Source organism: Streptococcus australis (assembly GCF_901543175.1).
Classification (GTDB): Bacteria; Bacillota; Bacilli; order Lactobacillales; family Streptococcaceae; genus Streptococcus; species Streptococcus australis_A.
In genome coordinates, this window is the sequence record NZ_LR594040.1 from 1,805,562 (window position 1) to 1,818,521 (window position 12,960).

At 38.1% G+C, this 12,960-nt stretch carries 16 protein-coding genes; 3 read left to right on the forward strand and 13 right to left on the reverse strand.

Translation table 11 applies throughout. From position 1 onward, the window contains the following. Positions 1 to 72 precede the first annotated feature (72 nt). The 12 genes from FGK98_RS09295 to FGK98_RS09355 form a co-directional block, all read right to left on the reverse strand. Positions 73 to 927 (reverse strand): MetQ/NlpA family ABC transporter substrate-binding protein, encoded by an 855-nt coding sequence (locus FGK98_RS09295; protein WP_138100920.1) that lies wholly within the window; start codon positions 925 to 927, stop codon positions 73 to 75. A gap of 153 nt (positions 928 to 1,080) precedes the next feature. Next, on the reverse strand, positions 1,081 to 1,923 hold the full coding sequence (locus tag FGK98_RS09300) for an amino acid ABC transporter substrate-binding protein (protein ID WP_138100921.1): 843 nt from the start codon (positions 1,921 to 1,923) through the stop codon (positions 1,081 to 1,083). A 103-nt stretch (positions 1,924 to 2,026) separates the two neighbouring features. Further along, positions 2,027 to 2,350, reverse strand: coding sequence for an AzlD domain-containing protein (locus FGK98_RS09305; RefSeq protein WP_138100922.1), 324 nt, complete (start codon positions 2,348 to 2,350; stop codon positions 2,027 to 2,029). Then, entirely contained in the window at positions 2,340 to 3,035 is a 696-nt protein-coding gene (locus tag FGK98_RS09310; protein WP_138100923.1) for an AzlC family ABC transporter permease, read from the reverse strand. The genes FGK98_RS09305 and FGK98_RS09310 overlap by 11 nt, the downstream gene beginning before the upstream one ends. A gap of 146 nt (positions 3,036 to 3,181) precedes the next feature. Next, positions 3,182 to 3,787: a hypothetical protein gene (locus FGK98_RS09315; protein ID WP_138100924.1), complete on the reverse strand. Its 606-nt coding sequence runs from the start codon at positions 3,785 to 3,787 to the stop codon at positions 3,182 to 3,184. 181 nt (positions 3,788 to 3,968) lie between these two features. After that, positions 3,969 to 4,637, reverse strand: a complete 669-nt coding sequence (locus tag FGK98_RS09320) for a CPBP family intramembrane glutamic endopeptidase (protein ID WP_138100925.1) — start codon at positions 4,635 to 4,637, stop codon at positions 3,969 to 3,971. 66 nt (positions 4,638 to 4,703) lie between these two features. Then, complete coding sequence (locus tag FGK98_RS09325; RefSeq protein ID WP_138100926.1) at positions 4,704 to 4,856, reverse strand: peptide pheromone VP1; 153 nt, start codon at positions 4,854 to 4,856, stop codon at positions 4,704 to 4,706. 257 nt (positions 4,857 to 5,113) lie between these two features. Then, positions 5,114 to 5,977 carry an XRE/MutR family transcriptional regulator gene (locus FGK98_RS09330; protein WP_138100927.1) on the reverse strand — a complete coding sequence of 288 codons (864 nt, stop codon included), beginning with the start codon at positions 5,975 to 5,977 and terminating at the stop codon, positions 5,114 to 5,116. Positions 5,978 to 6,073: 96 nt separating this feature from the next. After that, positions 6,074 to 7,084, reverse strand: a complete 1,011-nt coding sequence (gene tsaD / locus FGK98_RS09335; protein WP_138100928.1) for a tRNA (adenosine(37)-N6)-threonylcarbamoyltransferase complex transferase subunit TsaD — start codon at positions 7,082 to 7,084, stop codon at positions 6,074 to 6,076. Next, positions 7,081 to 7,512 carry a ribosomal protein S18-alanine N-acetyltransferase gene (gene rimI, locus FGK98_RS09340; protein ID WP_138100929.1) on the reverse strand — a complete coding sequence of 144 codons (432 nt, stop codon included), beginning with the start codon at positions 7,510 to 7,512 and terminating at the stop codon, positions 7,081 to 7,083. Before rimI ends, tsaD begins: the two co-directional genes overlap by 4 nt. Next, entirely contained in the window at positions 7,509 to 8,192 is a 684-nt protein-coding gene (tsaB, locus tag FGK98_RS09345) for a tRNA (adenosine(37)-N6)-threonylcarbamoyltransferase complex dimerization subunit type 1 TsaB (RefSeq protein WP_138100930.1), read from the reverse strand. Before tsaB ends, rimI begins: the two co-directional genes overlap by 4 nt. A gap of 469 nt (positions 8,193 to 8,661) precedes the next feature. Next, positions 8,662 to 8,877, reverse strand: coding sequence for a hypothetical protein (locus FGK98_RS09355; RefSeq protein ID WP_138100932.1), 216 nt, complete (start codon positions 8,875 to 8,877; stop codon positions 8,662 to 8,664). Between the two features lie 177 nt (positions 8,878 to 9,054). Between FGK98_RS09355 and FGK98_RS09360 the strand changes: the two genes are divergently transcribed. Continuing rightward, complete coding sequence (locus FGK98_RS09360; protein ID WP_138100933.1) at positions 9,055 to 11,004, forward strand: HD domain-containing protein; 1,950 nt, start codon at positions 9,055 to 9,057, stop codon at positions 11,002 to 11,004. 2 nt (positions 11,005 to 11,006) lie between these two features. Beyond that, positions 11,007 to 11,231 (forward strand): hypothetical protein, encoded by a 225-nt coding sequence (locus FGK98_RS09365; RefSeq protein WP_138100934.1) that lies wholly within the window; start codon positions 11,007 to 11,009, stop codon positions 11,229 to 11,231. Between the two features lie 275 nt (positions 11,232 to 11,506). On the opposite strand, the gene FGK98_RS09370 is transcribed toward FGK98_RS09365, so the two are convergent. Beyond that, a complete protein-coding gene (locus FGK98_RS09370; protein WP_138100935.1) occupies positions 11,507 to 12,463 on the reverse strand; it encodes a DDE-type integrase/transposase/recombinase in 957 nt (318 codons plus the stop codon). 262 nt (positions 12,464 to 12,725) lie between these two features. On the opposite strand from FGK98_RS09370, the gene FGK98_RS09375 reads away from it, so the two are divergent. Next, a complete protein-coding gene (locus tag FGK98_RS09375) occupies positions 12,726 to 12,959 on the forward strand; it encodes a DNA-dependent RNA polymerase subunit epsilon (protein ID WP_000639581.1) in 234 nt (77 codons plus the stop codon). Position 12,960 lies beyond the last annotated feature (1 nt).

Genomic DNA, 12,960 nt, shown 5'->3' on the forward strand with positions numbered 1-12,960 from the left:
AGTGCTTCTTTTAAATCAACTCTCTATACAAAAGCAAGAGGTGGAAACTCTCTCCCACCTCCCTGTGTCTTATTACCAAACTGGTTGGTCCAAACCGTCTGATGTTTCTTCGATAACTTTTTTCACTTCATCAGTGTGGTAAGCCGCGATAATTTTCTTGATGGCATCCGCTTTAGGTGATGATTCCCAATCTTTTTTCGCAACGATGATGTTGTACCATTGTTTTGAGTTTTCATCAGCTTGTTCTTTGAAGAGTGCTTTCTTGTAGTCCAATTTTGCTTCTGTAACGAAGGTATTGTTTACAACGGCAGCGTCAACTGATGACAATGAACGAGCTGTTTGGCTAGCGTCCAATTCAGTAATCTTCAAGTTCTTTGGATTTTCTTTGATGTTAGCAACTGTTGCTAGAGCAGTTCCAGAAACATCCAATTTGATCAAACCAGCTGATTGAAGCAAGTAAAGCGCACGGCTTTCGTTTGTAGCGTCATTCGGTACAGCGATTTCACCGTTATCTGGGATTTCTTCCACTTTAGTGTACTTGTTTTCTTCTCCATTTTTACCTGAGTAAAGGCGGATTGGTGAGATGTAAGTATCTGCAATCGCTACAAGGTCTTTCCCGTTTTCTTTGTTCCAGTTGTTCAAGAAGTTGTAGTGTTGGAAAGCGTTCAAATCAACTTCGCCATCAGCAGTTGCCTTGTTTGGTTGAGAGTAGTCAGTGAACTCTGTGAATTCCAATTTAATTCCATCTTTTTCAACCAACTCTTGAACCTTGTCCCAACGTGCTTCTTCAGAACCACTACGGTTAACTGTTGCGATTTTGACAACTGTTCCGTTGTCTGCTTTCTTTTCTGAATTTCCGCAAGCTGCAAGAGTCAAACCTGCGACTGTAGCAAGAGCTGCTACACCGAGCCATTTTTTAATTTTCATGATTGTTTCTCCTTAAAAATAATACTGTAACAGTATCTCATAAATTGTTTGATTTAACAAATTGTTAATAGATAGGCAGATATATAGTTTAAAACTATATGCCTCCAGAATGGAAAAACCATCCATCTACCAGAGAATGGATGATTTACAAACTTATTTGATGTCAGCTTCTGCTGGTAGGTAAGAATCACCAAAGAACTGTTGAGATAGCTTTTCAAGTGTTCCATCTTTGTAGAGTTCTTGGATGCGTTTGTCCACAAATGATTTCAACTCATCTTGACCTTTAGCAAGGAGTGGGTAAACATAAGGTTGTTGGTCGCTTGGAAGTTCGATGACTTTCAAATTTTCCAAACCTTGGTTTTTGATAACTGTCTCAACACCAATCTTATCAAAAATCTTGTAGTCAAACTGGCCATCACTCAAACGAGACATGATTTGTTGGAAATCAGCCTTTGTGTAATTAAGGATAGTTGGATTGTCCGCATGTTCTGTGTTGTATGCTTCCAATTGTTTAGCTGAGGTTGTTCCTTGAACGACTTCAGTAGATTTTCCACCGATATCATCGAGAGATTTGATACTATCGTCGTCTTTCTTCACAACGAGAACGTTAGGGTTTTTAGCAGTTGGTGCTGCGTAAAGGTATTTTTCTGCACGATCTTTGGCATAGCTGAGGTTGTTAACAGCCATTTGATAACGATCACTATCAAGTCCTGGGAAAATCCCTGACCACTCTGTCTTTTCAAACTTGACTTCATACTTGTCAGAGTTTTTAAAGATGGCACGAACCACTTCAATCTCATAACCAGTCAATTCACCATTTTCTTCATAGATAAATGGTTTTGGTGTTCCGTTAGTCGCTACGACGATTTCTTTTTTACCAGATGTTGCTTCACCTGATGCTGCATCTTTCTTCTCTCCACCTGAGCAAGCTGCTAGTACACCTGCGGCAACAAGCCCTAGGGCAGCAAGAGATGAATATTTAACGATTTTTTTCATGTCATTTCCTCCAAAATAGAATACTGTATTATCTTAACAGAAAAAAGGAATTTACGCCATTATATGATTTCTATCTTCGCCATAAGTTTTCTTTATGACTGATTTAAAAGACCAAACGCAAGACTGCAATCAAGACAACTCCAAAGAGAACTGTGCCAACTAGATTGCGATAGCGAAAAGCTACAAAAGCCGTTGGAAAGACTGCCAAGAAGTCCAGCCACTTGATCTGAGGTAGGCTCCCAACCTTACCTGACACCACACTTGAAAGGATCAAGGCAAAGATGATAGAGACAGGCAAGAACTTCAAAAAACGCTCAACGATAGCTGGCAAACCCTTGTACTTGACCAAGATGAAAGGAATCATACGAGGTATCCAAGTCACTAGGCCCGAAAAGATAACGGCTAACAAAAGATATTTACTGACCATCTAAGACCACCCCCATCGTACAACCAAGTAGCGTCGCAAATAGAACAGCTAATGATTGAGACACCACTGTCAAGAGCAAAAAGAAAGACACCGCAACAACTGCTAGGATCTTCAGCAGATTGCGGACAGGAATCCGTCTTTGCATAATCTGGAACTGCGAAGCAAAAATCCCGATAAACATCCCCACGAGGGCAAAATCTAAGCCAAAAATTTCTGGGTTTGGTAGGAGTCCACCTAGAGCCGTTCCGACTACCGTCCCCACAAACCAAGCCACATAGCTGTTGAGATTGTTCCCATGCATCCACATAGGATTGACTTTGTCTGTATGGGCTAATTCTCCCATCAAAACCCCGTAAGTCTCATCTGTCAGGAGACTGGACATGCCGATATTTTGCCAGAGACTGGTATGACGGAAATAGGTCGACGCATGCAAACTCAGCAAAAAGAGTCGTAAATTGATTAAAAAGACTGTCATGGCAATGGCTGCTACAGGTGCTTGGACCGCAATCAATGCCAACATGGCAAACTGGGCACTCCCAGCATAAACAAAGAGGCTCATCAGGCCCATCTCAACAGGTGTCACATAGGGAGCGCCGATAATCCCACAAGCAAGGCCAATGCTGACATAGCCAAGGGCAGTCGGCATGGCAGCCTGCGCCCCCTCCCAAAATCCTTTTTCTTTCATTTGTTCCCTCATTTATGATTTGTCTACTGACTGATTCTCCACACACAGCCACAGCGAGAACTATTATAACACATTCAGGGAAGAGAAAAAAGTTTTGAATCTGAAACTTGGAGCTAGTAAAAAATACTGAAATTCCATGAGTGTTATTAATACATCCTAAACTGATCCACCCGAATAGTATACTTTTTAGCTTCAATTTCTTTAGCATCTTCATCTTCTGTCGGATAAACATCAATCCAGAATTCTCTCATTTGTCCTTTCAACTTGACTTTATAGCGATAGCCGTCATCGTATAATCCTACCGTCTCGGTAGTTACAGAATGGAAAGTCGGAAGAGCTTCAATTTCTTTTTTTATAGTCTGGGATAGATTGCTGAGCACTACTTGTTGCTCCCCTTTTGAAGCTACAGGAATATGAACTGTCGCTTCTTCCAAGCGATGCGATTTTGAAAATGTGAATCTTACTCGACCTGTATGGCCCTTCAAAGAAATATTTTCGTAATCATAGAAAAGGCGTCCCGTTTTATAGAAATAGGGGTCTTCTGCACGCCAGCTATCTCGATAAGCCATTTCTGTTTCTTCCACCACTTCGCTAGCCTCACCAAACACTTCTTCAAAGGATTTAAGGGACATATTGAATGAAAGTCTTTCAAACAAGACCAGTTGTGTCTTTTTAAAATTCTGGCAAGCTGATAAAAGCATGAGTAAAGCTCCAAGAGCAAGCGAACTACTGATTATTTTTTTAAACTTCATATTTCTACTATACTAAAAAACTCTCAGACTGACAAACTTTGAATTTTCCGAAAATTTTGAGGAAACAAAGAATTGATCAAAAACTAGTAACAGATAGTCAAAATAAAAAAAGACTGGAGAGCCAGTCTCATTTATAATACTTAGCTAGTCAGTTCTTTTGTTTTTATGATTGTCAAAAACTCTAAAACAACAAGGGCAGAATTTGAGGAATGGCATTATTGACTATATGTAACCCAATAGGCCAATAAATAGACTTTGTTGCTCTAAATAAGACTGCAAGTATGAGGCCACCACCCATATATACGAAAAAGTCAGTCAAGACCCAACCGTGATTACTAATGTGCAAAATTCCAAACAAAGTTGCCGAACCAAGCACATCCAGTCCCCATTTCTTTCCTTTTTCCAGAGCAGTCATCACCAATCCACGATAAATCATCTCTTCAAAAATAGGGCCTGCAATCACGGGATAGAAAAAATACATCAAAAATACCGTTGCTCCTGTAAAATTCGGAGTGGACAGTTGATAAGAAATTTCATTTTTGGTAGGGGGGAAAAGATAAAATGTTACGAAATTCCAAATAACAAAAGCAAGAAGTGCTAAAAAGGAATAGAAAAGATAAGAACCTTTAAATTTTCTACTGTTGATTTTCTGCCATTTCCCTGACCAAACCATAACAATAATAGCAAGCAGAACCACAAGAAAATTCAACATCATATCCGACAAATAATAGGCAAAGTCAGATAGACCAGCAACAAGATCGCTGTGTAAGAGCAGACGAATCAAGAACTGATCAGCAATGACAAGTAGAATGGCTATAATAAGGTAGTAGCGTGAGATTATCTTTTTCATTCTATTTTCTCCTATTTTATGAAATAAAGGTAGCCCCTACCCAAGAAAAGGCAAGGGCTTTGACTATCAATAACGGCGACGATTAACAGTGGAAGAATCATGGTTAAAATATTTCTCCCAGAAATTAGTGATTGACCAAGGTGTTCCTAGACCTCCCCAATTTCCTCCGCCTGGGATAACAGCAGCATACACAAGATCTCCTCCGTAAACCTGCTCCAACTCCGCTTCTGCAACCTAGCCTAGGATCTGCTTCAAATGACTTACAAAGATAGTATAACACGAAAACTGCCCTAGTTTAGAAAATCGCATATTTGACATTTTTTCTTATAGGAATTTCACATTTGCGATTTTTATAGAATTGACTCTTTCACTGATATAATATTGTTACCATTATGTAGGGGGACATGAAATGAAGAAACAAATCATAACATTATTGACAATCGTTGCTGAGATTATTATTATTTTGCCATTTCTAACTAATCGATAAGCTTTTTGTATTGCTGCAAACGCAATTCAAAAAGGGCTGTTAATTGTGGATTTTCTAATATTTGCAGAGATTGGATAAAGTGTTCAATCTCTTTTTGATTACTTCCCTTGGTCTGAAGGAAAATGCTCATCTTCTTTAAAAACTGCCACAATAATTTCTCAAAAACATCATACGGACGAAGCATGCTCTCCAACTCGGCTTCAAAGATTGGAACGTAAGAGAAAAGTTTGCGCTCCATGAGCTCTGAGATGATATTCAGAAAGCCACTTTTCATATACAATCGATTGTGTACTAACTCTTTAAATTCCTTTGATTTTTCAAGCAAAGAGGTTGATAAAAAGATTAGATCTTGGTTGCTCAAGAAGGGCATGGTATTGCAAAAAAGATAGAGTTCAAACCAGGTCCATGACTCGATAGCATAGAGGTAGCTAGTCAAAAACTCACTATCCTCTTCTTCTAGCGGATAGTTTTTATCCAAGGAATGGATAGCATCTTTGATCACAATAGCATTCAAACGACGATAGGTCTGCGCCATCTGTTCTTGCTCGACTTCCTCTAACAGTTGCTCTAAGCCAGCAATATCTTGATGAGCAAAGCGATCCACAACTTTTCGACCGATTCGCAAATGTGGAGATTCTTGGTAGTTGTTGAGCTTGTGCCCAAACTCATCAAAAGTCACATTTATCCCTTGGATAGCTAGGATCAACTTGTCCGCAGATAGCATAGACTGCCCTAACTCAAACTTGGATAGCTGGGATGCTGTCAGTCCATCACAAGCAACATCTGACTGCTTGAGTTTTCTCGCCAGACGCAATTCCTTGTAAAATTCTCCCAATTCCATTTTTTCAATCATGGCCAAACTCCCTTTACTATTCTATTCGTAAAAACTTTTCCTTTTTTAACATATTATAAAATATTTTAGCAAAAAAGCCAGCCTCAAGCTGACTCTTTATTCTATAGTATCAAAGGCGAGACTTGGTTTGGCATTAAGATCCAGGCCTGCGAAGTTTTCTTTGTTCCACTCGCTGACACTGGCATAGGCAATCATACCTGCATTGTCTCCACAGAGACGCAGGGGTGGAATGATGACCTTGACATCTGTGATTTCGGATGCTAGGCGTTCTCTAAGACCTTTATTGGCTGCCACACCACCTGCGACAACAAGGGTTTTTACAGGATATTTCTCCAAGGCCTTCTTGGTTTTAGCCATAAGAATATCCATGACCGCAGCTTGGAAGGAAGCACACAAGTCCTCTGTAGATAGGTTTTCCCCCTTTTGCTCGGCATTGTGGTGAAGATTGATAAAGGCAGACTTCAAACCAGAGAATGAAAACTCCAGATTGTCTTCCTTGATCATAGCCCGTGGGAAATCATAAATATCCTGACCTTGATGGGCCAACTCGTCAATCTCGCGACCGGCTGGATAGGTCAAGCCCATGACACGGCCGACCTTATCATAAGCCTCACCAACCGCGTCATCTCGTGTTTCCCCAACAATCTTGTAATCTCCAGCATCAGAAACATAAACTAACTCTGTGTGTCCACCGCTTACTAAAAGGGCTAGCAAGGGAAACTCCAAAGGCTCCACACTCTGAGCTGCCATGAGGTGCCCAGCCATGTGATTAACAGGGATAAGCGGAAGGCCGTGAGCCCAAGCAAAAGCCTTGGCAGCTGACAAACCAACTAGCAGAGCTCCAACTAATCCTGGTCCATAGGTAACGGCAACGGCTGTCACGTCCTCTTCGGTAATTCCTGCTTCTGCCAGCGCCTCCTCGATACAGGCTGTAATGACCTCGACATGGTGACGACTAGCAACTTCCGGCACTACGCCCCCAAAACGTTTGTGGCTCTCAATTTGACTAGCAATGACATTGGACAAGAGCTCTTCGTCGTTTTTCAGTACGGCGACACTGGTCTCATCACAGGATGTCTCAAATGCTAAAATATATCTATCCTTCATCTTATTTCTCTCTTCATGATGATGGCGTCCTCGACTGGGTCATGGTAGTAGGCCTTCCGCTCAGCGATGACCGCCATCTTTTCTTTCTTGTAAAATGCTTGCGCTCGGTGGTTGGATTTTCTGACTTCGAGGAAAATTTCCTTATCTGTCGGCAATTGAGCAAACAAGGCTGACGCAATTCCCTGACCCTGATAGGCTTTCTTTACAGCGATTTGCAGGACTTCTGCTTCAAAGAGATTCTCCTGAACGGCTAGAATTCCAATCACTTCTACCCCATCATAAGCCAGAGCATACCAAGTCTGATCTTGAGACAGGTCTGCTTGGATTTGTTCCAGCGTCCACGGACTGACTGGGTAAACATCTACCATGACTGTGTAGATAGCTTGAGCCAAGTCAGGCTGCTGTTGGATTCGTTTGATCTCTATCATAGGCGTTTAATGTAGGACTCGCCAGACTCGGTGTGGTTCTTGAGCCAGTTTTCCTCAGCTTCGACACGCTTGAGGTAATTGGGCACAAAGTCGTGCAAGGAGTCTGCTTCCTTGCCCCAAGCCCACAAAGCTAGATTAGCTGCATTTGGCAAGGTTTCTTGGTAGTTAGCTTGTGGCAAGTGTTCTTGGATTTGTTCCACAAAGGCTCCAACTTCTCCGACAAAGGTCACCTGTTCAGCATCCTGGACCTGCTCTAGCACTTCCGCAAAAGACAAGTGTGCTTCTGGAAAGACAGTCTTGGCATTTTCATAAAAGCCAGCATAGACATTGTTACGGCGTGCATCCATGATAGGAACCACCAAGCCTTCTTGCTGACTTGGCACCAGAGCCAAGAGGCTAGACATGCCAACCAACTCAATGTTCAAAGTATGGGCCAAGGTTTTGGCTGTCGCTACCGCAATTCGCAAACCTGTGTAGCTACCTGGTCCCTCTGCCACCACGATTCGATCCAAGTCCTTGGGTGTCAGGTCCAGACTTGACATCAAAAAATCAATGGAAGGCATGAGGGTAATACTGTGATTTTTCTTGATATTGATCATAGTCTCGGCAAGAACCTGCTTGTCCTCTAAAATCGCTAGAGAAAGAGCCTTGCTGGACGTATCAAAAGCTAATACTTTCATAACACATTCCTATCTTTTTGTCTGCTTACTATTATACTACAAAAGCTGACGCATGGGAATTTTCTTTGTTGCCAAACAAAAAAGACCTGCCAGTAAATGAGTAGCAAGGTGCAAAAAGGTTTTTTAGATTTTCTTATTTTTTCGAATAGAATAAGTGAAGGATAAAAAGGAAGGCTTTTCGTAAGAAATTTGGATCAATTATGCTAGATAAAAAACACATTTTTAGAAGAGTAAATGTTATTCTCTTCATCTCTTACAGTTTGCTCATCATTTTCAATGATTTAAACATCATCGTTACACCCTTACCAGTTGATTCATCTGTTTGCATTGTTTTCTTTTTATGTTTTAACTCGATTATTGATGCGAGAAATCATCATCGTAAGAATTGAGATATCACCTGAAAATAGAAAAGTCCGCCCCTTTATCAAGATGGGGTGGATTTTCTCTATATTTAGATGAGTACTGGAGCTTAAGCATTTAAACCAAAGTAAAAAACAAACCAGACAACATAGGTGACAAGAAGGAGAAAAATTGAATAGAGTGTCACAAAAGCAAGCTTCCAAAGGAATTTTGTTTTGCGGTGTTCTAGATACGTAAAAATAAGATTTCCAACATATACACAGGCTGCAAAAACTATAAACATCAAGAGGCGAACCCCAATCGCAAATTCAAACAAACTAAACATTCTTAATCCTCCTTGTTTTAAAAGCTATAGAGAATATTCCCGTCCATAAACTTCCCTTTCTCTTTTCATTATAACACCTAAGAGCTCTCTGACCAAGCCCTACTCATCTTTTTGCTTCCTCTTTCCCTCAAGACTTTCTCATTTTCCGTGTTGAAGTTAAAATAGAAGTAAAAATGGATGACAAATATAATTATTTATGATAGAATGGATACATTTAAAATTGTCGAGGGAGATTTTGGTATGCAAAACAGACAAATTTATATCGCAGACACGAATCATGGGACTATTCTATTGAGTGATTGTGAAAAAGAAGTTATATCAACAAAATTGTTTAATAGATTGCATCATGTTTCTCAGAATTCTACAGCATATTTAACTTTTCCTACCAATCGAACAAAACGCTTTGAACACTCAATAGGAACAATGAAGCTGTGTGGAGATATTTTTTATAATGCTATTTGTAATACTTCAGATGACATAATAGAGTTATTATTTACGAATATTAAAAATATTATTGATAATATTGTGGATAATGAAATTTTAAAAAATGATGATAAGTATAGAGTAATAATAGGTGATTCCAAGCTGAGAAATAAAGGTGAAGAACTGAAATCTTTGGAAAAATATTCTTTAAATAATATTTTTTATAATAGATTTATTCCTCAAAATTTGAAAGAAAAGCATAAACTTTTGTATGTAATTGCTTTTCAAGCCATTAGGCTCTGTGGGTTACTACATGATATAGGACATCCTCCTTTCAGTCATGTCACAGAGTATTCTATAAATAAAATATATAAGTCATTACAGGAAAAAGAGGAGTCTTTATTAACATCAAGAGAAAAACAATATGTGGAAATTATAAAAGACTATGACTCTGATGATGGAAATTTCCAATTACATGAAAAAATGGGGATAAAGATGACTAATAAATTATTTAGTCAGATTATTTTTTCAGATAATATGAATAATGGAAAATTAAGTTTTGAGGAAAAATGGTTTAAAATTATAGTATTTGAATTAACAAAATTAATTTTCTCGGAGAGAGAAGGGGCGGAGTCATTACATAATATTATTTCTGGTACTATTGATGGAGATAGATTGGACTATGTGAATAGAGATATTGAAAATTCAGGTATTGATAATGGGAAAATAGAATACAATAGATTGATTGCGTCTTGCAAGTTCTGTAAGGTTAAAATTGGCGACTCTGAAAAGGTAGAAGTTGTTTATGACGCTAAAACAATAAATACTATAGAAGATTTTTTTATGAAGAGGTGGTACTTATATAAGAATATAATAAACCATCATAGAGTTTCGAAAACAGATACTATTTTACAAAATTGTGTTGAAATAATTATTAAAAATTATTTGATTGATGAAACGTTGGCTGTGGGAACAGAAGAATATATTCTACCAGATGATATATCAGGACTATGGCTTGCTATTAGATTTGCTCACTCCAATGAAGAGTACTTTGATTCTTTGATTCAGTGGGATGATAACTGGCTTATAACAGTTTTGAAAAAACATTATTTTAGAGATTATTACAAAAAACAAGAGAGTGTATCGTATATGTTAGAAGAATTTTTATCTAATCAAAAAAATTATTACTCTCTTATTAAAAATAATAATGATTTCAAATTTTTTAGTAGTGCTTTTGAAGCTGAGATTAAATTTAATTACATAGAAAATACTTCGCAGTATAAAAAAATTGAAGAGAAATTTTCTCAAAATTACAAAAATCGTGCGATGCATATAATATTTGCATATTTAGATTCAACTTTAGATGAAAAAATAGACATAAAACAAGTTATGGATGCTTTTATTAAATCAGAATATGACAATGAAGTGGAAGACTATTTTGTAGTTTTCAAGGAGATAAAAACAGGATTAAAAACAGATCCAATAATTTATAGCTTTGAAAAAGAATTTAGCCTTTCTGAACTGTCGAATATTAGAGCAATTCTGGAAGTTGAAAGAAGCAATTATCCATATTTTTACGTTTATTTTAAGACTAAAAATGAAAAGATATTAGACAATGAATTTAGAAAAAAATTTTTAGAAAAATTTGGAAGATTTTTAGCTAAAGAAGTTAATATAATATTTGAAAAATTTAAGGAGAATTAAAAATGGAAAACATAACAAGTCAAAGACCAAGTTTCGTTGTATCTGAAGTAATTTTAAATCAAGAAGGGAAATTTACTGTCAAAGATATTTTAGATAAAGTCAAAACTATAATTCTTGATCAATTTGATACAATAGATACTTTAAAAAGGTATATTATCGAAAAACTCAATTCTATGTGCGATTATGGACTAATTGGTAGGACAGATGTGTATTATTTTTCTATCTAAATTGAAAAAGAGATTGTTGCAAAATAGGGTTTTCACACAAGATATAATGGTATTTTAGTAGAATTCCATAATATAACTTGTGAAAAAATACTCTTTGTCAACTGTAGTGGGTTAACGAAAAGTCATACCCTGGAGAGGACCAAATTGGTTCTCTCCTTTTTGATGTTCAAAGTTATGAGAATGCGTTTTTTAAAAAATTGTCGAAATTCCGAATGTACGTTTGTCAATGATGTGAGATCAAACTAAAGTTATTTAAAAACTTGATATGGTATTCTTTACAAGGAGCTAGCTCCTTGTAGAGTTTTTCTTATTTTGATAGGAGACATCCAGTTTAAAGTTGGCATGGGCAATCGATTGGATTTGTAGAGATAGCGCTCCATCTGTTTGATGAGATCGTCATAGGAATAGAACTGGAGATGTTTGTAGAATCGTTTATTGTCATTGCGATGACTTCGTTCTACCTTGCCATTATGTCGAGGTGTTCGAGGCTTGATACACTTATGCTCAATCCCCAGCTCCTCACAAAGAAGGTCAAGCGGGTGGACTTGCTTGGTCTCTCTAAAGTGTGTAAATTCAACACCATTATCTGTTTGCAAGATTTTGGGCTGACAACCAAAATGACGAATATCCAATTTCAAAAATTGAACCGTAGAATGAGAGCTTTGCTCCTTAAAAGGATAGATAAATCTCTCTCTGGAAGCTTCGTCGATGACAGTATATTGATAGAATTTATCAGGGATAGAGCCAGTGTAACAGTGTTTTGGGACATGTTTGACATCCATTTGCCATTTCACTCCGATTTCGTTCGGCGTATGGTAGGGCTTTGGTTTGTAGGCTTTTTTCTTTTCTTTAGGAGCTTTGAAGAAGCCTAATTTTCTCAGGATGCGAAAGAGGGAACAAGGAGGCCTGTGGTAACCTTTGTTTGTTTTGAGTTTGTAGAAGATTTCAATCAGAGTAGCTTTAGGATTGCGGCGGATACAGTGTTTGATCCAATTGATTTCTTCATTGGTGTGACTATTTGGATGAGGGGTCAGAGGGCGATGGGATTTGTCTCTTAGAGATTCTTTGCTTCCATCGAACCGTTTATTCCACCGCACAAGAGAGGCTTTTGAGACTTTGTATCTCCGACAGATAAAGGTGACAGAGGTACCGTTGCGATAGGTTTTGACAGCGTGATAGCGTGTATCCAAAGTATGTGACAGGTAGCGGATGTTTTGTGGTATACTATTCATGAGAAGACTCTTTTTTTGATGGGTGTGTCAGAATTAATCATATCAAGGTTTCTTCTTTTTTGGTACTCAGGTCTCACATCTATTGTAACGTTACACCTCTCCCTACTTTCTCCATTTCCGTCTTTTACTAATTTTTCATTTTATGGTATAATTGAAATAATTGTAACGAATCAAGGTCAATCTAGACACAAAATGGAATGAAATCAAGCAAATCTCTACTAAAAGTTTGGAATAAGCTGACCTGTAAATAGAAAGGAACTATATGATTTACAAAGTTTTTTATCAAGAAACAAAAGAACGTAGCCCGCGTCGTGAAACAACACGCTCGCTTTACCTAGACATCGATGCCAACTCAGAACTTGAGGGGCGTATCGCTGCTCGCCAACTTGTCGAAGAAAACCGCCCAGAGTACAATATCGAATTTATCGAACTCTTGTCTGACAAATTGCTAGATTATGAGAAAGAAACTGGCGCTTTCGAAATCACGGAGTTCTAAT